Annotated in this window: 14 protein-coding genes and 4 pseudogenes; 7 read left to right on the forward strand and 11 right to left on the reverse strand. The window is 68.6% G+C overall.

The annotated features are described in order from the left end of the window. Positions 1 to 98 precede the first annotated feature (98 nt). Positions 99 to 538: pseudogene (locus ACWCRJ_RS31285) on the forward strand (transposase); the annotation flags it as partial. A gap of 1,641 nt (positions 539 to 2,179) precedes the next feature. Here the strand turns inward: ACWCRJ_RS31285 and ACWCRJ_RS31290 are convergent. The 3 genes and pseudogenes from ACWCRJ_RS31290 to ACWCRJ_RS31300 form a co-directional block, all read right to left on the reverse strand. After that, positions 2,180 to 2,719 (reverse strand): annotated as a pseudogene (locus ACWCRJ_RS31290) (IS6 family transposase); the annotation flags it as partial. A gap of 201 nt (positions 2,720 to 2,920) precedes the next feature. Next, on the reverse strand, positions 2,921 to 3,934 hold the full coding sequence (locus ACWCRJ_RS31295) for a sugar phosphate isomerase/epimerase family protein (protein ID WP_286247563.1): 1,014 nt from the start codon (positions 3,932 to 3,934) through the stop codon (positions 2,921 to 2,923). Between the two features lie 182 nt (positions 3,935 to 4,116). Further along, positions 4,117 to 5,298 (reverse strand): Gfo/Idh/MocA family protein, encoded by a 1,182-nt coding sequence (locus ACWCRJ_RS31300; RefSeq protein ID WP_450942459.1) that lies wholly within the window; start codon positions 5,296 to 5,298, stop codon positions 4,117 to 4,119. Between the two features lie 1,312 nt (positions 5,299 to 6,610). On the opposite strand from ACWCRJ_RS31300, the gene ACWCRJ_RS31305 reads away from it, so the two are divergent. From ACWCRJ_RS31305 to ACWCRJ_RS31330, 6 genes and pseudogenes are all read left to right on the forward strand, one after another. Continuing rightward, positions 6,611 to 7,699, forward strand: a complete 1,089-nt coding sequence (locus ACWCRJ_RS31305) for a sugar ABC transporter substrate-binding protein (RefSeq protein ID WP_450942460.1) — start codon at positions 6,611 to 6,613, stop codon at positions 7,697 to 7,699. Between the two features lie 168 nt (positions 7,700 to 7,867). Beyond that, positions 7,868 to 8,932: an ABC transporter permease gene (locus ACWCRJ_RS31310; RefSeq protein ID WP_450942461.1), complete on the forward strand. Its 1,065-nt coding sequence runs from the start codon at positions 7,868 to 7,870 to the stop codon at positions 8,930 to 8,932. A gap of 2 nt (positions 8,933 to 8,934) precedes the next feature. Continuing rightward, positions 8,935 to 9,726: an ATP-binding cassette domain-containing protein gene (locus tag ACWCRJ_RS31315; RefSeq protein ID WP_086749514.1), complete on the forward strand. Its 792-nt coding sequence runs from the start codon at positions 8,935 to 8,937 to the stop codon at positions 9,724 to 9,726. 1,257 nt (positions 9,727 to 10,983) lie between these two features. Next, positions 10,984 to 11,124 (forward strand): annotated as a pseudogene (locus tag ACWCRJ_RS31320) (IS5/IS1182 family transposase); the annotation flags it as partial. 109 nt (positions 11,125 to 11,233) lie between these two features. Next, complete coding sequence (locus ACWCRJ_RS31325; RefSeq protein ID WP_450942462.1) at positions 11,234 to 11,539, forward strand: IS110 family transposase; 306 nt, start codon at positions 11,234 to 11,236, stop codon at positions 11,537 to 11,539. A 235-nt stretch (positions 11,540 to 11,774) separates the two neighbouring features. Continuing rightward, a pseudogene (locus ACWCRJ_RS31330) lies at positions 11,775 to 11,951 on the forward strand (transposase); the annotation flags it as partial. Positions 11,952 to 12,167: 216 nt separating this feature from the next. On the opposite strand, the gene ACWCRJ_RS31335 reads toward ACWCRJ_RS31330, so the two are convergent. From ACWCRJ_RS31335 to ACWCRJ_RS31370, 8 genes are all read right to left on the reverse strand, one after another. Further along, positions 12,168 to 13,364, reverse strand: a complete 1,197-nt coding sequence (locus ACWCRJ_RS31335) for a Gfo/Idh/MocA family protein (RefSeq protein WP_450942463.1) — start codon at positions 13,362 to 13,364, stop codon at positions 12,168 to 12,170. Between the two features lie 44 nt (positions 13,365 to 13,408). After that, positions 13,409 to 14,851 carry a sugar porter family MFS transporter gene (locus ACWCRJ_RS31340; protein WP_450942464.1) on the reverse strand — a complete coding sequence of 481 codons (1,443 nt, stop codon included), beginning with the start codon at positions 14,849 to 14,851 and terminating at the stop codon, positions 13,409 to 13,411. A gap of 40 nt (positions 14,852 to 14,891) precedes the next feature. After that, the gene (locus ACWCRJ_RS31345; RefSeq protein WP_450942465.1) at positions 14,892 to 16,388 is read right to left on the reverse strand and encodes a CoA-acylating methylmalonate-semialdehyde dehydrogenase; all 1,497 of its coding nucleotides are present in this window, start codon (positions 16,386 to 16,388) and stop codon (positions 14,892 to 14,894) included. Between the two features lie 29 nt (positions 16,389 to 16,417). After that, positions 16,418 to 18,301 carry a 3D-(3,5/4)-trihydroxycyclohexane-1,2-dione acylhydrolase (decyclizing) gene (gene iolD / locus ACWCRJ_RS31350; RefSeq protein ID WP_450942466.1) on the reverse strand — a complete coding sequence of 628 codons (1,884 nt, stop codon included), beginning with the start codon at positions 18,299 to 18,301 and terminating at the stop codon, positions 16,418 to 16,420. Next, the gene (gene iolB / locus ACWCRJ_RS31355) at positions 18,298 to 19,194 is read right to left on the reverse strand and encodes a 5-deoxy-glucuronate isomerase (RefSeq protein ID WP_450942467.1); all 897 of its coding nucleotides are present in this window, start codon (positions 19,192 to 19,194) and stop codon (positions 18,298 to 18,300) included. Before iolB ends, iolD begins: the two co-directional genes overlap by 4 nt. Beyond that, the gene (locus tag ACWCRJ_RS31360; RefSeq protein ID WP_450942468.1) at positions 19,191 to 20,063 is read right to left on the reverse strand and encodes a Cgl0159 family (beta/alpha)8-fold protein; all 873 of its coding nucleotides are present in this window, start codon (positions 20,061 to 20,063) and stop codon (positions 19,191 to 19,193) included. The genes iolB and ACWCRJ_RS31360 overlap by 4 nt, the downstream gene beginning before the upstream one ends. Positions 20,064 to 20,067: 4 nt before the next feature. Beyond that, positions 20,068 to 21,036, reverse strand: coding sequence for a 5-dehydro-2-deoxygluconokinase (iolC, locus tag ACWCRJ_RS31365; protein WP_450942469.1), 969 nt, complete (start codon positions 21,034 to 21,036; stop codon positions 20,068 to 20,070). A gap of 107 nt (positions 21,037 to 21,143) precedes the next feature. Continuing rightward, positions 21,144 to 21,995, reverse strand: coding sequence for a sugar phosphate isomerase/epimerase family protein (locus ACWCRJ_RS31370; protein ID WP_450942470.1), 852 nt, complete (start codon positions 21,993 to 21,995; stop codon positions 21,144 to 21,146).

The raw sequence follows: 21,995 nt of genomic DNA on the forward strand, positions 1-21,995 counted from the left end.
GGACCGCCGTTATGACATCCCTGTTCCGAATCCGCCAACATCAGCCAGCCATCGCCACCCAACCCGCCATAACCGACGCCCCCAGATAATTGCCGTTATCCCGGTGCCGGGATAAGGGCAAACTGATCAACGGGAGGAAGAGACATCTCATCGTGGACAACCGCGGCCTGGTGCTGATGGTGATGGTCACCACCGCCGGCGTCCATGACAGCGTTCCCGCGAAGGAATTGCTGTTCCGGCTCGCGCTCACCCACCCCGAGATCTCCATCGTCTGGGCCGACTCCGCCTACGGCGGAAAGCTGGTGACCTGGGCGAAGAAGTACCTCGACATCACCATCAAGACGGTGCGGCGCCCGCCGGACGCCAAGGGCTTCGTGGTCCTGCCACGCAGGTGGGTGGTTGAACGGTCCTGGTCGTGGATCATGCGCGCGCGGCGCCACTGCCGCGACCACGAACGCCTCCCCGAGATGAGCGAATCCCTCATCACCTGGGCCGCCATCACCCTCATGACCAGACGGCTCACCCGCCGCAAGGCCCGCCCCGCCGAACGGCGCGACGCCAGGCCGTACTACCTGGCGCAAGCCGCCTGATCAGCCCTCATCAACAAGCGGTCGATGCTCCGGCCACGGCGCAGGATATCGAGCCGCGCGACGTCCAGGTTCCACCGGATCGCTCGATTCGGAATACAGACGTTCTCCACCCCGACTCGGTCACTACACCCCGGCGTGCGTTCCACCAGTCCACGAGGACTTGGGCCTTGTCGTCGAAGCGGCGGCCAAGAAAAGACATTGGCACGCAGCAGTATCAGGCACTCCGGGCTCTTCCGAGGTAAGGCGTCATTCGATTGAGGTGAAGCGGTTGTACCGGCTGTGCGGAGGTCGGGCACCGTCCCGGTCTTCGCGACGGCAGCCGTCACGTTTGCCTGTACCGCCTCAACTAGTTTACAGAAAATGGCTGATTGTCTTCTTGGCGCAGTCTGCACAGCTTCTTACTGTTGCCACGCATCGCACCACCCGCCACGATTTTGGAGGGTAACTTGCGTATCGCAACAATCTTAAGAACAGGTATGGCTGGCGTAGCCTTCGCTGGATTAGCGGTCATCCCTGCAAACGCGGCCGAGCCCGCCGCTGGCGAGTTCGCACGCAGTTACTGGTACGACTCCATTGACCGCCGGTACGAACATAACGGGTCGTACCCGTGTACGAGTTACACTCAGCGGTGGCCCTCATGGCCCATCGACAGGTTCGACAACGACTGCAACACGCGCCGCGTGTGGCTGCACGAGAACCTCGACAGGAGCGGGCATGACATCTGCATCAGCCCAGGGAGCATCCGACTGATCCCCAAGGAATACAACAACCCGCCCCTTCTTGTCGTTGGCGCCGAGGGCGTGTGCCCGTGAGTCACTCCACCGAGTAGACACGCCCCAACTGGCCAAGCTCCAACCGGGGAACGTCTGCTTCCGGCCTCAGCGTGTACGTGGTGACACGCGCAGGGGGGTATGTGACGAACAGCCCGGCCCATACCCCCCTGCGCGTGGGCCCCGGGCCGATCAAGTGAAAGTCCCCCTCGATGGAAGCGAAGTACACTGGCTGATCACTGGATCCGCCGCCCGGGTACAGCAGGGCGTGCGCGGCGTCACGTGTGGTCAACACCACCCTAATGTTTCGTGGGGTGCGCTCGTGACATTCCGATGACCACCTGCGGATCTCCGCGAAAACCTCGCGAAGAATATGGCCAGGTATGTGGTCCAGCATGTGTACATGCTACCCATCGCTTGTGGATATGACCCGTCCTGCCGAGACCACATCTCAGCCGCACTCGGGCTTCCCCGGTGCCGTGGAGCGGTCCCGGTCTCGATGATACTGCTCGCGCGAAAGTAAGCTGGATTAAGGACCGCGGTCTCTTTCGATCACCTCTTCGTGGCGGGCAAACCCGCGGTATCGGCCTGCGCCTGGACGAGCTCGGTCAGCGCGCTGATGAACGGTTGGCTGGGCCCGACCCAGCCAACGATTACGTCGGGGCCGGCCTGCAGAGCGAAGCCTGGGGCATGCCTGCCTGCTCGCATTTCCCCGTCATGCAGATCGGCTGGAGGCCGGTTCCCGGCGCATCGATGAGCAGGGCCCGTGGACCAGGGGCGTCCAGCCTGGCGGACGGTCCGGTTGTCGAGGTAGGGCCCACGCTCTGATCGCCGAACAGGGCCTGGCGGACAAGGGTTTCGAAAACAGGCACTGAGGTATTTCGACTGCCGGTGCTCGACGGAGGGCATGACCTCGCGGTGGGCGGCGCCGTAGGAGCGGAGCTTGTCGGTGGCGATCACCCACGGCACGGCGTGCGTCTTCTTCATCAGCCTGTGGAAGAAGCGCCTGGCCGCGGCCTTGTCCCGCCGGTTCTGCACGAGGATGTCCAGGACGTTGCCGTCCTGGTCGACGGCCCGCCACAGGCACTTCTGTTCTCCGTTGATCTTGATGAAGACCTCGTCCAGGTGCCATGTGTCACCCGGCCGGGGCTGCCGGCGGCGCAGCGCGCCCGCGTACCGCTGCCCGAACTTGACGCACCAGCGGCGCACCGTCTCGTAGGGGACGACGATCCCGCGCTCGAGCATCAGCTCCTCGACCTCGCGCAACGACAGTGGGAAGCGGAAGTACAGCCACACGCAGTGGGAGATGACCTCGACGGGGTCCCGATGCCCCTTGTACGACAGCGACACGGTCCCCACGGACAGCCCACTCCAGCATGATCAACCACAAGATCATCCCACCCGGTCAACCAACGTGACAGCGCCCTCCCGACGGCGGCCGAGGACCGCCACCGCACGCTCCCTCTTCGGGGAACGCGCGTGCGGTCGCCCGGCCGATGCCGGTGCCGGATCCCATGACCAGGATGACCTGGTCTTGGTAGGGGTAGGTGGTTCAGGCGATCACGACTGCAGCGACTCCTGGAGGGCCGCGGCGGCGGCCTTGAGTACTTCGGCTGCCACGGCGACACCCTCGACGGGGCCGAGTTCGGTGTCCTCGTGCTCGATGTTGACCATCATGTCCGGGTCGACCTCGTGCAGGGCGCGTAGGAACTCGGTCCAGTAGGCGACGTCATGGCCCTTGCCGAGGGCGACGAAGTCCCACGCGGATGCCTTGGGCCACTCGTTGGCCCACTCGTCGCCGCCTAGGTTGGTGCGAGGCTCCTCGGGCGACAGACGGCGGAAGCTGTTGTCGAGGACGCCGTTGAGTGCTGCGTGTTCGGGGTTGATGCGGACGTCCTTGGCGGCGGCGTGGAAGACGAGTTCGCCGAGGTGGCGGACGACCGCGACGGGGTCCATCTGCTGCCAGAACAGGTGCGAGGCGTCCAGTTCGACGCCCACGTGGGTCGCGCCGGTGAGGTCGATGAGCTTGTGCACGTCGGCGGAGTTGAACACGACGTTCTGCGGGTGCAGTTCGAGGGCGACCTTGACGTCGTGGTCACGGGCGAGCCGGTCGGTCTCGCGCCAGAAGTCGGCGACGATCTTCCACTGGTGGTCCAGCACGTCCAGGGCCGCGGAGTTCCATGCGTTGACGATCCAGTTCGGGCGGGTGGCGCCGGGCTCGCCGCCGGGCAGACCCGACATGGTCACGAGGCGGTGCTGTCCGAGCCGTTCGGCCAGGCGGATGGAGCGGCGGATGTCCTCGGCGTGCTTCTCACCGATGACCGGGTTCGGGTGGAGTGGGTTGCCGTTGGCGTTCAGGCCGGCGATGGAGACGCCGGTGCCCTCGAAGAGACCGAGGAAGTCGTCCCGGGCGGTGTCACTGACGAGGATGTCGTCGAACTTCGGTACATGCACGGCGGGCAGGAAGCCACCGGTGTTGATCTCTATGCCCGTCAGGCCCAGGTCGGCGATGACTTTGATCGCCTCCGGAAGCGGCCGGTCGTGCAGGATCGCGTTGTACAGTCCCAGCTTCATTTCGTAATTCCTCGGTCCTTCTCGATGATGACGGTGGTGCCGCTGACGAGGGCGGAGGAGCTCATGCGAGCTCCCGCGTATGCAGGGCTGTGCCTGGCGTGTACGGCACGGGTGGTGGGCAGCCCTGCAGTGGCGGTTCTCCTGCCGGAGAGCTGAGCGGAAGGGGGCAAGCCGAGCCGACCTCACTGGACGGTGACGGCCTGTCCGTCGGCGTCGGCGGAGGCGACGATCGCATCGATGACGCGCAGGTTGTGCAGCCCGTCGGCAAGGGTGGGGCAGGACGGCAGCCCGTTCAGACCTGCGATCTGCTCCAGGAAGGCCCGGGCCTGCCAGACGAAGAACTCGTGCTGGCCGTGACCCACGCTGGGAAAGTCCATGGGCAGACCACCGGCGATATAGGGGTGGCCGGGGCCGACCACGATGCGCCGGTAGCCGTCCACAGGGGCGGAGGCCGCCGAGTCCACGATGGTGAACTCTGCGGGACGCGACAGTTCGAAGGTGGCCGCGCCGCCCTTCGTGAACACCTCGAAGCCGAGGGAGTTGGCCAGACCGCGGGCGATGCGCGAGACGGAGAAGGTGCCGACGGCGCCGGAGGCGAAGGTCGCGGTGAAGGTGGCTATGTCGTCGTTCTCGACGAGCTCGCGTTCCTGGCTCACCTGTACGTCGGCCGAGTGGCCCACCGCGGTGCCCAGTGGCAGAGGTCGCTCGTGCACCTGGGTGGAGAGCACGGCGCCCTGAACGCTCTGCACCGGACCGCAGAAGTACTCGCCGAGATCGATGAGGTGGCTGCCGATGTCGGACAGTGCCCCGGAGCCGGGTCCGCCCCGGTAACGCCAGCTCATCGGTGCCTCGGGGTTGTGGCCGTAGTCGCACCAGTAGTGTCCGTTGAAGTGTTGTACCGGCCCGAGCGTGCCCTCCCGCACCTGCTGCCGGACGGCGTTGATGGCGGGGGAGCGGCGGAAGGTAAAGCCTGTGGCCGCCACCAGGCCGGTGCCCTCGGCCGCCGCCACCATGGCCTGCGCGTCTGCCACACTCGGCGCGAGCGGCTTCTCGCACAGCACGTGCTTGCCCGCCGCCAGCAGGGCTTCGACGATCTCGCGGTGCAGGTGGTTGGCGACCACGACGCTGACCGCGTCGATGTCGTCGGCCTCGACGATTGTCCGCCAGTCGGTCTCGGCCCGCTCGTAGCCGTAGCGGCGGGCGGCGTCCTGGGCGAAGGGCTCATGGGCGTCGGCGACAGCGACCAGGCGGATCCCGGGCAGCCCGTCGCCGTACAGCGTCGAGGCCTGTCTGTAGCCGTTGAGGTGGGCCCGGCCTGCCATTCCGGCCCCGATGACCGCCACCCCGATCGGTCGTGTGCTCATGGTGGTTCCTCTCCGGCGCGCCGTTGTGCCGTGACTAGGGGGATGGGGACCGAGCGTCGTGGGCGCGGGTTTCACCTCGGGATCTACCAGCCAAGACCTCGTTTAAAGCGCTTTAAGCACTGGTACTATCGGCGGCGTTACGGGCGTATGTCAAGCGGTGCCGTAAATCCACGGGAGACCGCGTGGGCGACTTTGGCCCGGCTGCCCCCGCAGGCCTGGACGGCGCGATACCGCGTCCCCCCATCGGAGGACGTCACCGCGTGCGTCCACCGTCCTGCCCCAGCCGCCGGTGCTGTGGCCGGCCCGTCGTTTCGACGGCTGCAGGATCACCGGTGCCAACTCGACGTCGTGTGCGGTGCTGGACGGCGACGGTGTCGACCGGGCCGTCGACGCCCTGGTGGGTTTCGGTAATCGTGCGGTCGTCACGGCGGCTGGGGCGAGGTTGTCATCGCCGCCGACCGTCGCCGCGGATACCGGAGCGCCATGCGCCGCCACGGCCTCGTCTCGCTGATCGGGATCCTCCATGGTGCCACTGAGGAATCCGGCGGCGGGGCCGGGTCGGCATCCCGTCGGCGGACGGCGCTCTGCCGGTCGCCGTCGTGACGTTCCATGACCGGAGTGCTCTGGCCTCGCTGACTGCCTTCCGGCGGGCGGAGGAGAGGTTCCCGGCGCCGGTCCGTCGCGGGCTGCGGCGGTGCTCTTGTCCCCGCTGTGCTGCTTCATCTGACCGCGGTCGGCCGGAATGCCGAGGAGTAGGCGCCGTCAGGCCGTCATCGCCGTGGTCGTACGCCTTGATCGGGGTGGTATCGCGTCCCGCGAGACATCTTTGCCTCCTCCCTCCTCCTGCGTGGAACCACATCCCAGCCGCGCTGATCGGGCGAACCGCTTGGTGCGTTCCGGCCGCCGCCGGCCGCTGTCCGCGCGGGCGCCAAATGTGTGCCCTATGCAGCCTTTTGTGGTCAGTGGTGGCACAGTGCGCATTCTTCCGCGAAAGGCCCTTGACACGTTTCGGAAACACAAGCATGCTCTGGCCACCACTTAAAGCGATTTAAAAGATCACGAGTACGAATCCGCACTCACCAATCCGTCCGGCGTTGCCGTGATCGCCGCAGCACCCTCCTGGCGAGCACTTCCGTCGCTCGCCCATGCCTGTAAGCCCAATCACGCGAATACCCGGTACTGCGGACGTGCCCGGTCTTCCCCGCGCAATCGCGCGCCCCGGTTCGTACGCGTCACTGTCGCACCACCACCCCGAGACATGCCTGGCCTCGCTCACACGCGCCTCGGCATCACTCAAAGGAGCACCCCGCACATGGATCACACCCAGTCCCGGCGACTGCTCGGTCGCCGTCCTGCCCGAAGAGCTCTGACCGCGGTGAGCCTGCTCGCCGTCATGGCGGTCGCCACGACCGGATGCGCCAGCGGTAAGGCCTCGGGCGGCGATGGCGACCAGTCGTCCGCGCCTGCCGAGGGCGGATCGACGTCCGCCGCGAAGAACGGCAAGAACGCCATCTACGTCATAGGCGGCAAGCCCGACGACCCGTTCTGGTCCGCGGTCAAGCGGGGCGGCGAAGACGCGGCGAAGCTCGTGAAGTCCGGCGGCGGTTCTGTGACATTCCTCGGCCCCAAGACGTACGACAACCTCGGCCCGGACGCCGCCAAGCTGACGCTCACCGCGCTGTCGCAGAACCCGTCGGCGATCGTCGTACCGGACTGGGTGCCCGAGAACCAGGACGACGCGATCAAGCAGGCCGTGAAGCAGGGCGTGCCCGTCTTCATCTACAACGCGGGCGGTGTCGACGCGGCCGAGAAGACCGGGTCGCTCAAGTACATCGGATCGGACGACTACGAGGCCGGCAAGGCCGGTGGCGCCAAGTTCGCCGAAGAAGGCGCGAAGAACATCCTGTGCGTCAACACCGTGCCCGGCGCGGCGAATTCGGAGGCCCGCTGCGACGGCATCGCCGACGGTGCCAAGAGCAAGGGGGCCAAGTCCAAGCAACTGCCCCTGCCCTCCTCCAACTTCGGCAACCCCTCCGCGGTGACCCAGGCCATCAAGGGCGCCCTGCTGAAGGACGACACCATTGACGCCCTCGTGACGATCGGCGTCCAGGACGCGGACAGCGCGGCCGCCGCGATCGACCAGGCGAGCGCCGCCGACAAGGTGAAGCTGGGCACCTTCGACCTCTCGGACAGCCAGCTCAACCGGATCAAGGCCGGCAAGCAGCTGTTCGCCATCGACCAGCAGCCTTACCTACAGGGCTTCTACGCGGTGTCGATAGCCAACCAGTACCTGTCCTACGGCGTGATCCCGCCGCAGAACCCGCTGCTGACCGGCCCGCTCCTGGTCACCAAGGACAACGTCGCCGAGGCGATCGCGGGCACGAAGGCCGGCGTCCGCTAGTCGGCGGAGGACCGCTCCCGGCCCGAGTCGCTCATCCCTCGTTCACCGTCCCGCGTTTCCCGCTCCGCGTTCCGCGCGGAGGTGCCGGGGCCCCGGCCCGGGCCCGGCACCTCCCCCCGGCGCATGCCGCGCCGCACATCCGAGATCCACAAAGGTGGTACCAGACCGATGACAACCTCCCTCCCGAAGACGACGGCAGGCCCGGAGACCGCCGTCATACCGGCGAAGCGGTCCGAGAGCCGGCTGGGGCAACTGCGACATCGCCCCGAGGCCGGGGCGCTCATCGGAACACTGAGCGTCTTCGTCTTCTTCGCGATCTTCGGCGGTGAGAAGTTCCTCGCCCAGGCGGGGGCAGCGAGCTGGCTGAACATCGCCGCCGAGCTGGGCATCATCGCCATCCCCGTCGGGCTGCTGATGATCGCCGGCGAACTCGACGTGTCCGTGGGCTCGGTGCTCGCGGGCAGCTCGATGACGCTGGCCATCGTGTCCGGGCACTGGGGCGCGCCGATGATCGTCGGCATCGTGCTCGCACTCGCGCTGGGTCTGCTCACCGGCCTGCTCAACGGAATTCTCGTCACCAGGAGCAACGTCCCCTCCCTGGTCGTCACCCTGGCCACCCTGTTCGCGCTCTCCGGGCTCACCCTCGGCCTGTCCCGGTTCACGACCGGTACCACCAGCGTCGCCATCGCCCCCGACCCCACCTCCAAGGCGATCTTCGGACAGCTGATCGGCGGCCAGTTCGAGGTCGCGATCTTCTGGTGGATCGCCGTGGCCGTCGCCGTCACCGTGCTGCTGCAGGCCATGCCGTACGGCAACTGGATCTTCGCCATCGGCGGTGACAAGGAGAGCGCCCGCGCCAACGGCATCCCCGTCGCCCGCGTGAAGATCTCCCTGTACATGGCCAGCGGCTTCTGCGCCGCCCTCGTCGGCGTGATCCAGACCATCCTCTACAACGGCGCCCAGGTCGCCAACGGCCAGTCCTTCGTCTTCAACTCCATCATCGCCGTGGTCATCGGCGGCGTACTGCTCCAGGGCGGCTACGGCTCGGTCGTCGGCGTCGTACTGGGAACCCTGACCTTCGCCATCGTCAACCAGGGCATCTACTTCACCGGCTGGAACTCCGACTGGGCCGCCCTGATCCTCGGCGTCCTCATCCTTGCGGCGGTGCTGATGAACAACACGTTCCGCCGGCTCGCCCTGTCCCACAAGCCCCGCTCCGCGAAGAAGGCCTGACCATGACCACACCCCTTCTGCGTCTGGAAGGCGTCAGCAAGTCCTTCCTCGGCACCCACGCGCTGCAGGACATTTCCCTGGAGGTGGACGCCGGAAAGGTGCTGTGCCTACTCGGCGACAACGGTGCCGGCAAGTCGACCCTCATCAAGATCCTCTCCGGGTTCCACAAGCCGACCACCGGCACCATCGAGGTCAACGGCGCCCCGGCCGTCTTCGACAGTCCGCGCGACGCCAGCGCCCAGGGCATCGCCACCGTCCACCAGTTCGGCGGTACGTTCCCGTTGATGGGCGTCGGCCGCTGCTTCTTCGTCGGCGCCGAACCCACCAAGGGCTGGGGCCCGTTCAAGTTGTTCGACAAGAAACTGGCGGGCGAGATCGCCGTCCGCGAGATGCAGTCCCTCGGCATCACCCGCGTGACCGACGGCGCCCGCCTGGTCGGCAGCCTCTCCGGCGGCGAGCGCCAGGCCCTGGCCATCGCCCGCGCCGTCTACTTCGGCGCCAACGTCCTCATCCTCGACGAACCCACCGCCGCCCTCGGTGTCAAGGAAGCCGCCCACGTCCTGCGCATCATCATGCAGGCCCGCGCCAAGGGCGTCGCCGTCATCCTCGTCACCCACAACGTGCGCCACGCCATGATGGTCGGCGACCACTTCGCCGTCCTCATCCGCGGCCAGAAGGCCGACGACTTCCGCAAGGGCGAACGGACCCGCGAGGAGATCACCGACCTCATGGCCGGCGGCGAGGCCATGGCCGACCTCGAGGCCGAACTCGCGGAGCTTCAGGCCGGCGCCTGAGCCCAGCGCTCCGGGCCCGACCATCCGCTTCGGCCACCGACTTCGCGTCCCTCCCCCGCGAGCCGGAGGCCGAGATACGCGGCGCGACCGGAAACGGTACGCGTTGCCCCAGCCCGTACCGGGTGGAGCTCACTCTCCGCCCGGTACGGGCGCGACTGCGGTCGACCCGGCGGGTCTGGGCACGGCAGATGACGTCGTGCATGGGCAGACGGCCCGTGAGTAGGGATGCAGGGCGCCTGGCGAGTGCCGGGCGCCCTGGCACGAGCCGTCCTTGGATGCGGGAGAAGAATGGGCGTATCGCACTCTGAGTGGGGGAGCGGCTGGGGTCGTCGCGACTCTGGTGGAGGTGAGACGGTGGGGAGAGGGCGAAATCACCCACGACGCCGAACTGTCGAACCGCGTCGACACGTCCGGCGACTCACGGGACGGCGCGTGCCGTTGCAGACGAACACGGCGTGATCGCCGACTGGAAGGAGGGCGCTCGTCGCCTACTCGGCTATGCGTCTGCGAAGGGACGAAGAGATCTCCGCGGAGGCACTGCGTCGACTTCCGAGCCTGCCGAGGTGGAGCGGGAGGCTCCGGCTGCGGCACCACGACGGATACCAGGAAGTCCGGTACAGGTCGCCGGAGAGATCCGCGAGCAGGCTCCTTCGGCGAGGGCGACCCGTTGCCGGCCGACGAGATCACCGCCCGGGCCGCGGTCTGCATCGACAGTCCTGCGGGTGTCGTCGATCTCATGGGTGCCGGCCGGTCCCCCGTTGGGACTCGGCGGGTTGCCGTTCGAGACCACCGAGATCACCCTTCCTGAGTGAAGCCTGCTCGCTCTCCATACCGATGGGGCTGGTCGACTCCCGGGAACAGGATCTCGACGAGGGAACCGCGCGCCTGTGCAGCGCCCTCGCCCGTCCCGCGTTGTACGGTCCGCGTCCTCTGGACGATCTTTGTCACGACGTGCTCGCCACCGTGCCACCCGAGCACCCAGCCGACGACATCGCCTGCTCATCGCCCGCGCCCAGGCCCTCGATCCTCAGCACGTCGCCGCCTGGAATCTGCCGACCGACCCCTCCATGGCGGCCAGGGCACGCAAGCTTGTCACCGCGCAGCTCGATGCGTGGAACGTGTCGGAGGCGTCCTTCGCCATTGAGCGTTTTCAGTACGGCCACTGATCGTGTGACGCCGATGGGTGCGCAGCGCACGAGGCTCCCGTGCCGTTGGGGGAGGTGTTCGAAGTCTCAACCCACAGGTACAGGAGCCGCGTTGGTTCCGTATTCCGACGCACTCGACCTGCCTCACGCCCTGGTCGAGTCGGTGACGATGCTCATCGTCACCCACGAGGGTGACCGCCGTTGCAAGCTCCCGCCGCACCAGCGTGCGCTGGTCAGGTTGGTGTACCTGCGCGCCGGCGGAGCGTGTCCCGACAGGGGTCCTGGCCTCGAAGACACCGTCACAGTTCTGACCGTTCCACCGACCGGCGCTGACTATCGGTACGTCGTCGAACAGGAGCACCGTGATCACCCTCTGCATGCCTGCGGCCTTTCCTGCTGCCCACGCTGTCGAGGCCGCGGCCGAGCCGCGCGTGGTGGTGCTCGGCGTCGACACTCACAAGGACGCGCACGTCGCCGTCCTTGACCACCTTGGCGGACTGCTGAGCAGCGGGGAGTTCCCGGCCACCGCGGCCGGCTACGGCCGGCTTCTTGACTGGACACGTCAGTGCGGGACGGTGCTGCGGGCTGGGTTGGAGTGCACCGGCTCCTACGGTGCGGGACTGGCCCGCTACCTCGCGACCCAGCAGGTTTGCGGTGGTGGAGGTTGATCAGCCTGATCGATCCACCCGGCGCCGGCGCGGCAAGACCGACACGGTCGACGCCGAGGCTGCCGCCCGGGCCGCGCTGTCCGGCATCGCACGGGCGCTACCGAAGAGCGGCGACGGGCAGGTGGAGGCGCTGCGGATGCTCCGGTTGGCGAAGAACTCCGCGGTCAAAGCAGGGAAGTCGAGAGCGGCTCCAGCTCCTCGCGTAGGGCGGAGGGAGCGTTGACCCCGACACCCCGACACCCCGGAACAGCTGGCCGGCGAGGCATCCCTCGCCGCCCTGTGCGGCGTCAGTCCTGTTGAGAAGTCCTCAGGGAAGAGCCAGCGCCTTCGGCTCAACCGCGGCGGAGACAGGCAGGCCAACGCCGCGCTGCACCGCATCGTGGTCACCCGCCTACCATCTACCGGACGGAGTGGAGGCACACGCCCGGGCGGCCCGCCTGGCCGCCACACGCGGCCGAGAACGGATTTCGGCCCGCATGCGGCGCGTGGGGGCGACGCCCTCGACGAACACACGTTGTGAAGGGCCCCGCGCGCACCTGTCGGCGGCCGGGGCCTCTCAAGGGGTTCCGTGAGGCGGCTGGCGACGCCGGTGCAGATTCGGGCTCTACGAGCTCCGGCTCTTCGGTGGTCAGGCGGTGGGCGGGACCGTGACGGCGGCGCCACCGGCCTGGGAGGACTCGGCGACGGCCTTGATGATCTCCATCGTCCGCAGCGCGTCGGCGAACGTGGCGCAGGCCGGCAGCGGCTCGGCCACCCCCGCGACCTGGTCGAGGAAGGCGCGGGCCTGGTAGGTGAAGTTGTCGCCGTTGCTGGCGCCCACACCCGGCGCCTCCATCGGGACACCGCCCGCGAAGTACGGCATCTGCGGGCCGGCGATGATCTGCCGGGCGCCGCGCGTACGGGCGTCGGGCTGGGCGTCGTCGAAGAGGTACTCGGCGGGCCGGTGCTGGTCGAACGCGGCCCGGCCGCCGAGGCCCAGGACGTCGAAGAACAGCCCGTTGGGCAGGCCGAAGCCGGTGCGCGTCACCGAGAAGGTGCCCACGAGCCCGGACTCGAAGCGGGCCGTGAACGACGCGGTGTCCTCGTTCTCGACCTCGCCGAACTCGTCGGAGACGGGTGCCGCGTTGTGGCCGACGACCGCGCCCAGCGGCAGCGGACGCTTGGGGATCTGCGTCGACAGCGCGGCACCGGAGACGGAGGCGATGGGCCCGGCCACGTACTCGGCGGCGTCGATGACGTGCGAGCCGACGTCACCCAGCGCGCCGGAACCCGGGCCGCCCTTGAAGCGCCAGCTCAGCGGGCCGTTCGGGTCGGTCGCGTAGTCGCACCAGTACCGGCCGCTGAACAGGGTCAGGTCACCCAGCTCACCGCGCCGCACATGGTCGCGGATCGCGGCGATACCGGGGGAGCGGCGGAAGGTGTAGCCCACGGCCGTCACGACCTCGGCGGAACGCTCCAACCCGGCCATCGCACGGGCGTCTTCCAGCGACCCGGCGAGCGGCTTCTCGCACAGCACGTGCTTGCCCGCCGCGACCAGGGCCTCCGCGATCGGCCGGTGCAGGGCGTTGCCCACGACGATGCTGACGGCGTCGATCGTCGGGTCCTCGACGACGGCCTCCCAGCTGGGGAGAGCCTTCTCGAAACCGTAACGGCGGGCGGCGTCCTCGGCGAGTGCGACATTGGCGTCGGCTATCGCGGCCAGCCGCACCGGCGGCAGACCGGCGCCGAAGACCGTGTTGACATTGTGGTAACCGGCGGCGTGGCTGCGGCCGGCCATACCGGCACCGATCACGGCGACTGACAGAGGCTTGGCGGACGTGGTCATGGGGGTGCCTTTCGAAGAGCTCTGAGAACAGCGGGAGGGCCTGGTCAGGTGGCGTACTGTCCGCGGAAGTGGGACTCGATGGCTTCCATCGAGCGCCCCCGGGTCTCGGGAACGGTGCGCAGGTAATGGAGGAAGGTGGCGGCGTTGATCGCGGCGAAGATCAGGAAGGTAAACCCGCCGATCGCGTCGATCAGAGGCGGGAACACCAGGGTCACCAGGAAGTTCGCCATCCAGGTGCCGAAGACGGCCGTACCCATCGCGAAGCCGCGCAGCCGGAGTGGGAAGATCTCCGAGAGCATCAGCCAGAACACGGTCGCGATGCATCCCTGCATGAACAGCAGGAACGTCAGCATTGACGCGAGCACGAGGTAACTGCGCGCGGTCGACTCGGGCAGGACCAGGAAGCAGAACGCGATCAGCACGAGCGAGACGGTGACGCCGATCTGACCGGTCAGCAGCATGGGGCGTCGGCCGTACCGGCCGAGCAGATACATGCCCGTCGAGACCGCTAGCACGGCCACGACCCCGTTCGCGATCGTCGCGGTCAGGGCGGCCTGTGTACCCAGACCGGTGTCCAGCAGGATCGTCGGCGCAAAGTACATGATCGAGTTGACGCCGGTCAGTTGGGTCAGGGCGGCCAGCCCGAACCCGAGCGTCACGATGCGCCGGATCCACGGGGTGCGCAGGTCACCCCAGCCGGCCCGGGGCTCGCGGGCGTCGGCGGCGACTCGTTCCTTGATCGCCGCGAACTCCACGGCGACGACATCCGCGTCACGGACGAGGCCCAGCGTGCGTTCGGCCTCCTCGTACCGGCCGCGCGAGGCCAGCCAGCGCGGCGACTCGGGCACGAACAGCATGCCGGCCCAGAGCAGCACGGCGGGCACCGAGGCGATCGCGAGCATCCAGCGCCACACGCCCCCCTCGCCCACGGTCTCGGCGATGACCGCGTTCGAGGTGTAGGCCAGCAGCTGACCCGTCACGATCATCAGCTCGTTCTGGGTCACCAGACGCCCTCGGCGCTCGGCCGGAGCCAGCTCCGCGAGGAACACCGGCACCGTCGCCGACGCCCCGCCGACGGCCAGCCCGAGCAGCACCCGGAAGAGGACCATCACCCAGAGGTCCGGGGCGAGCGCGGTGCCGAGCGCGCCGACGAAGAACAGCACGGCGAGCCCGAGGATCGTCCGCCTGCGCCCATGATGGTCGCAGAGCCGGCCGCCGAACAGTGCGCCGAACGCCGCGCCGAGCACGAGGGACGAGGCGACGACGCCTTCGGTCAGCGGGGTGAGGCCGAGCCCGCCCTCCCCGGGCGAGAGGGCCATGAAGGGCAGTGCTCCGGAGATGACTCCGGTGTCGTAGCCGAAGAGGAGCCCACCGAAGGTCGCGATGACCGTGATGGTCCGCAGCCTCCGGTAGACCTTCGGCGAGGTGTCGCCCATGGCGGCGGTGCTCGGTGCGGGGGCCTGAGTCGCGTCGTCCCTGACGCCCATGGCCACCTCCTAGCGGTCGATGTGGGGGGACGGGATCAACTCAGGTGCTGGTGGGGAAGTTGAAGCCGGCGTTCACTTGCTGGGCGGGCTGGGGCCAGCGGGTGGTGACGACCTTGGGGCGGGTGTAGAAGCGGATGCCTTCGGGGCCGTGGATGGGGGAGTCGCCGATGAGGGAGTCCTTCCAGCCGCCGAAGGAGTAGTACGACATCGGCACGGGCACGGGGACATTGATGCCGATCATGCCGACCTTGATGGTGCGCTGGAAGCGGCGGGCGGCCTCGCCGGAGGCGGTGAAGAGGGCGGTGCCGTTGCCGTAGGGGTTGGTGTTTATGAGGTCGATGGCCTGGTCGAGGGAGTCGGCGCGGATGACGGCGAGGACCGGGCCGAACAGCTCTTCCTTGTAGGCGTCCATGTCGGTGGTGACGTGGTCGAGGAGGGAGGGGCCGGTGAAGAAGCCGTCCTCGTGGCCGTCGATCTTGAGGCCGCGTCCGTCGACGACGACGGTGGCCCCTTGGGCGGCGGCGCCGCCGACCGCGTTCTCGACGCGTTCCTGGGCGGTCTTGGTGACGAGTGGGCCCATGTCGGTGCCGGGCTGGTCGCCGGGGCCGACCTTCACCTCGCGGGCCTTGCGCTGGAGGATCTCGACGAGCTTGTCGGCGGCGTCGCCGACGGCGATGGCGACGGAGACGGCCATACAGCGTTCGCCGGCGGAGCCGTAGGCGCCGGCGGTGATGTGGTTGGCGGCGAATTCGAGGTCGGCGTCGGGGAGGACGACGGCGTGGTTCTTGGCGCCGCCGAGGGCCTGGACGCGTTTGCCGTGGGCGGTCGCGGTCTCGTGGACGTACTTGGCGATGGGGGTGGAGCCGACGAAGGAGACGGCTTCGATGCCGGGGTGGGTGAGGATCGCGTCGACGGCCGGCTTGCCGCCGTGGACGACGTTGAAGACGCCGTCGGGGAGGCCGGCTTTCTGGTAGAGCTCGGCGACGAAGTTCGCAGCCGACGGGTCGCGCTCACTGGGCTTGAGGATGAAGGTGTTGCCGGTGGCGATGGCGATGGGGTGCATCCACAGGGGCACCATGGCGGGGAAGTTGAAGGGGGTGATGCCGGCGACGACGCCGAGGGGCTGGCGGAAGTTGTGCACGTCCACGCCGCGTGAGACCTGGTCGGAGAAGGAGCCCTTCAGCACGTCGCCGAGGCCGCAGGCGAACTCCACGACCTCGCGGCCGCGGGTGATCTCGCCGCGTGCGTCGTCGACGGTCTTGCCGTGCTCGGCGGAGATGATCCGGCCCAGCTCCTCCTCGTGCTCGACGAGCAACTGGCGGAAGGCGAACATCACCTGGGTGCGCTGGCTGAGCGAGGACTCCGACCAGGTCTCGAACGCGGCGGAAGCAGCTGCGACGGCGGTGTCCACGTCGGCGGTGCCGCCCAGGACCACCTGTGCCTGCTCGGCACCGGTGGCCGGGTTGAACACCGGCTGGGTGTTGGCGGCGGAGCCCGGGGTGGGGCTGCCGTTGATCCAGTGCTGGATGGTAGTCACGGTGCGGGTTTCCTTTGCGGGGACGGGACTTACAGGTAGTGCCGCTGGGTGCGCTTGTGGGCGGCGTATGTCTCGTACGCGGTGCGGGTGGTGTCGAGGGCGGAGGTCTGGCTGACGGGGACGTCCCACCAGCCGTGGCCGGGTGGGTTGGGCCCGTAGAGGTCGGTCTCGACGTGCACGACCGTGGTGTGGGTGGCGGCTTTCGCCTTCTCCATCGCGGTGCGGAATTCGTCGACGGTGGTGGCGTGCAGGACGTCCGCGCCGAGGGAGGCGGCATTGGCGGCGAGGTCGACGGGGAGGATGCCGCCGTCGAGGTGGCCCGAGTCCTCGTCGCGGAAGCGGTACTTGGTGCCGAAGCGCTGCGAGCCGAGGGACTCGGACAGAGCGCCGATGGAGGCGAAGCCGTGGTTCTGGACGAGGACGATGATGACCTTCAGTCCTTCGGAGACCATGGTGACGATCTCCTGGGCCATCATCAGATAGGAGCCGTCACCGACCAGGACGACGACCTCGCGCGAGGGGTCGGCCATCTTCGCGCCGACGCCGGCGGCGACCTCGTAGCCCATGCAGGAGTAGGCGTACTCGACGTGGTAGGCCTTCGGATCCCGTGCCCGCCACAGTTGTTGCAGGTCGCCGGGCATGGAGCCGGCCGCGTTGATGACCACGTCGCGGTCGCCGAGCACGTCGTTGAGGGCGCCCAGGATCTGGGTCTGAGCGGGGAGGTCGCCGGTGCTGCGGTCCGGGGCGAAGCATTCCTCCTCGATCTCCCTTGTACGGGCGATCAGTTGGCGTGTCCGGTCGCGGTACTCCTGGTCCACCTCCCAGTCCGTCAGCGCGCCCGCGAGGGCCTGGATACCGAGCCGGGCGTCCGCGACCAGGGGTTCGGCGGAGTGCTTCACGGCGTCCAGGCGGGCGACGTTGAGGTTGACGAAGGTGGCGTCGGGGTTGGCGAAGACGGTGTGGCTGGCGGTGGTGAAGTCGGAGTAGCGGGTGCCGATCCCGAGGATCACATCGGCCTCGCGTGCCAGCTCGTTCGCGGCATACGAACCGGTCGAGCCGATCCCGCCGACCGCGTACGGGTGGTCCCAGGCGACGGCGCCCTTGCCGGCGTGGGTGTCGGCGACGGGGATGCCGGTGGCTTCGGCGAAGGCCCGCAGCTGAGTCTCGGCACCGGAGTAGACGGTGCCGCCACCTGCGACGATCAGCGGCTTGCGGGCGCCTCGCAGCAGGGCGGCGGCGCGCTCGACGGCGGCCGGCTCCGGAACCGGGCGGCCCACGTGCCACACCCGGCGCCGGAAGAACGAGACGGGCCAGTCGTACGCTTCGGCCTGCACGTCCTGCGGGAGGGCGAGGGTGACGGCGCCGGTCTCGACGGGGTCGGTCAGCACCCGCATCGCGGCGAGTGCGGCCGGGATCAGCTGCTCGGGACGCGAGATGCGGTCGAAGTACTTGGATACGGCGCGGAAGGTGTCGTTGACGGTGACGTCGCCGCCCCGGGTGTCCTCCAGCTGCTGGAGGACGGGGTCGGCGGCGCGGGTGGCGAACATGTCGGAGGGCAGCAGCAGCACCGGGATGCGGTTGGTGGTGGCGAGCGCCGCGCCGGTGATCATGTTGGTGGAGCCGGGGCCGGTGGAGGCGGTGCAGGCGAAGGTGGCCAGCCGGTCACGCATCTTGGCGTAGGCGACGGAGGCGTGGACCATGCCCTGTTCATTGCGGGCGAGGTAGTAGGGCAGGTCGGCTTCGCCGGTCGTGGCTGCCTGCAACAGTGCCTGGCCGATGCCGGCGACGTTGCCGTGCCCGAAGATGCCCCACACACCGGGGATGAGGCGGTGTTCCTGGCCGTCGCGTTCGCTGTACTGGTGGGCCAGGAAGCGTACGAGCGCCTGGGCGGTGGTGAGTCGGATGGTGTTCATCGTTCGGTGGGCCCTTCGAAGGGAAGCCGGTCGTCGACGTCCTGGGACTCCCAGGTGGAACGCACCCAGCCGTGGGCGGGGTCGTCGCAGATCAGCCAGGCGCGGTCCTGCCCCGGACCGGCCATGACGTTGAGGTAGTACAGGTCGTATCCGGGGGCCGCGATCGACGGGCCGTGCCAGCCGTGCGGAATGAGGACGGCGTCGCCGGAGCGCACCTCGGCGAGCACCTCGATGGGCCGGTCGGTGGTGCCGTAGACCCGCTGGTAGCCGAAGCCGTTCCCGTCGCCGGAGACCTCGAAGTAGTAGATCTCCTCCAGCTCTGACTCGACCGGGTTGCCGGCCTCGTCGGTGCGTACCTCGTCGTGCTTGTGCGGCGGGTACGAGGACCAGTTCCCACCGGGGGTGAGCACCTCGCACACCAGCAGCTGCTCGGCGTCGAACGTGCCGGGCAGGCAGTAGTTGTTGACCTGCCGCGAGCACGCCCCGGCACCCCGCAGCTCGACAGGGACGTCCTCCTTGCGCCCGTACCGAGCCGGTTGACCTCCCCGCTCGATACGGGCGGAGGGCAGCGCGAACCGTCCCCCGGCCGCGCTGCTGATGAGAGCCTCCGACTCGCGCGGGAGATACGCGAAGTCGGTGGCCGAGGCGAACACGCCTGTCCGGCCGGCGAGTTCGAAGGCCTTGCCGTCCGTGGTGACGGTGCAGGAGCCCGTCAGCGGCAGGACCAGGAACTCGGAATCCCCGGTGGACAGGGCGTGCGCCTCGCCCGGAGCCAGGGTCAGGATCCTGAGTCCGGAGTATCCCCAGCCCGCCGACTCCGGCGTGATCAGGAGGTCGTAGGGGCCGTCGGCCGATGTGCCCCTGGACAGGTGGTACTTGCTGGTGTCGCTCACAGCAGGCTCACCGCCCGGTCCACCGCCCCGGCGACATCGCCGTCCGAGGGGTAGAGCAGGGAGCGGCCCACGACCAGACCCTGAGCGGTGGGCTGCTTCAGTGCCTTGCCCCAGGAGGCGAAGGCGGCGTCGGCGTCCTTGACCTCGCCGCCCAGCAGCAGCGCGGGCAGCGTGGAGGAGGCGAGGACGCGCTCCATGTCGTCGACGACCGGCAGCTTCAGCCAGGTGTAGGCGGTGCGGCGGCCCAGCCCGGAGGCAATGGTGACCGCCTTGACGGCGGCGTCGGTGGAGAGGTCGTTGCGGATCTTCCCGTCCTGCCAGAGGGAGAGGAACGGCTCGACCATGGCTATGAGCTGCCGGTCGTTCAGCTCGTCGACCGCGCGGGCGGTGTTCTCCAGGACCGACGGGGTGGCCGGGTCGTCGAGGGCGATGCGGGTGAGCATCTTGCCGCCGTCGAAGCCCATCGCCGCGATCGTCTCGGCGTCGTACCCGGTGAACCGGTCGTCGATCTCGAACACCGAACCCGCCAGCCCACCGCGGTTCATGGAACCGAAGACGCTCTTGCCGTCGAGGACGCCGAGCAGCAGCAGGTCCTCCAGGATGTCGGCGGTGGCCAGGACGCCGGTCACTCCGGGCCGTTCCAGCGCCACGCACAGGCGGTCGAGCAGTTTGAAGCGGTCGGCCATGGCGGTCGGGTCGCCGCCTACGCCGTTGGCGCCTCGCGCCGGATGGTCGGCGGCGATGATCATGGCTTTACCGTGCTCGCCGAGCAGCGAGGTCGCCCTCACACGGCGGGCGGCTGCCGCCGCGATGGCACCGGGGTCACCGACGCGGGCCCCCACGATCCGGCTCACATTGTCGGGCAGCATGGCGTCACACCTCTCGTTCAGCGGATGCGAGGGCTGCCTCGCGGAGCTTGGCCGCGACCTCGGCCTCGGTGGGCATGGCGTCGGAGCAGGACAGCCGGCCCGCCACGATCGCGCCGGCGGCATTGGCGAAGGACACCGTGCGGCGCGTGTCCCAGCCGGACAGCAGCCCGTGGCAGAGGGCGCCGCCGAAGGCGTCACCCGCGCCGAGACCGTTGACGACGTCGACGGGTACCGGCGGGATCTCGGCGGTCGAGCCGTCCCGGGTCATGGCCAGCACGCCCTTGGGGCCCTGCTTGACCACGGCGAGCTCGACCCCGGCGGCGAGCAGTGCCTTCGCGGCGGCGTACGGCTCGCGCTCCCCGGTCGCCACCTCGCACTCGTCGAGGTTGCCGACGGCGACGGTGGTGTGGCGCAGGGCCTCGGCGTAGTACGTACGGGCCTGGTCCGGGTCGTTCCAGAACATCGGCCGCCAGTCCAGGTCGAAGACCGTCGTGCCCGCCTTCGCCCGATGCGCCAGCGCCGCGAGGGTGGCCGAGCGGCTTGGCTCCTCGCTCAGCCCCGTCCCGGTCATCCAGAAGACACTGGCGTCGCGCACGGCGTCCAGGTCGAGCTCGTCGGGACGGATGTCCAGGTCAGGGGCCTTGGGCAGGCGGTAGAAGTACAGCGGGAAGTCGTCCGGCGGGAAGATCTCGCAGAACGTCACCGGCGTCGGCGCGATGTCCGACGTTCCCACGAAGCCGGCGTCGACGCCGTATCCCTCCAGCGCCTGCCGGACGAAGTCCCCGAACGGGTCGCGGCCCGTCTTGGTGACGACGCTCGCGGTGTGCCCGTAACGGGCGGCGGCCACCGCGACGTTGGTGGGGCTGCCGCCGAGGTACTTGCCGAACGACGTGACCTCGGCCAGCCCCACACCGGTCTGAAGCGGATACACATCCACCCCCACACGGCCCATGGTCAGCACTTCGAACGGCATAACGGCAGCTCCCCTTCTTCCTTAAAGCGCTTTAAGCGACTGCAGCGAGAACGATGCCTTCCGACATATGTCATGTCAATAGATTGTTAGGTCAATCAATGTCAGAATCAAGTGGCCAGGTACTCGTCGATCTTCTTCCGCATGAAGACGGACGACTCCTTCGCGCGGTCCTCCCAGGCGAAGACGCAGGACGTGAGAGTGCCGTCGAAGCCGTTCGCGCGCAGTTCGCGGAAGAGCTCGTCGAAGTCGACCTCGCCCTGACCCATGTCGAGGTGCTGGTGGACGCGTGCCGTCGTGCCGGGCGGGTTGAGGATGTAGCGGTTGCCCGAGGAGGCCGTGTGGTCGAGGACGTCGGCCAGATGAACATGGGTGAGCAGATCGCCCGCGTGCTTGATGATGCCGGGGGCGTCGTTGCCGATGTGGAAGGTGTGCGGGGCGCAGTAGAGGAAACTGACGCTGGGGTGGTTGATCCCGCGGATCAGGTTCACCGCGTCGTGGCCGTCCTCGATGAAGTCGTCCGGGTGCGGCTCCAGGGCGAGCTTGACGCCCTCCCGCTCGAAGAGCGGAAGGAGTTCGTCCATCGACTTCCAGAACTGGGCCTCGCTGCGGTCCGGGTCCTCGGGGCGCCCGTTGAACTCGGAGATCATGCTGTCCACACCGAGGTCCGAGCAGATCTGGATGGACCGCTTCCAGTAGCGGACGGCGGCCTGCCGCGCGTCCTCGTCGGGGCCGGACCAGCGGAAGAGGGGCAGGAGGGAGGAGATCCCGACGCCCGCCACGTCCAGCGCCTTGCGGAACTTCCGTACGGTGGCGTCGTCCACGCGCGGATGGCGGAAGAAGGGGATGAAGTCCTCTCGGGGGGAGAGCTCGATCCATTCGTAGCCCAACTCGGCGACCACGGCGGGCAGTTCGAGGAGCGGGACATTGCGGATCATGTATGGGTCGAGGGCGATCTTCAC

It is taken from the genome of Streptomyces sp. NPDC002324, assembly GCF_053593335.1.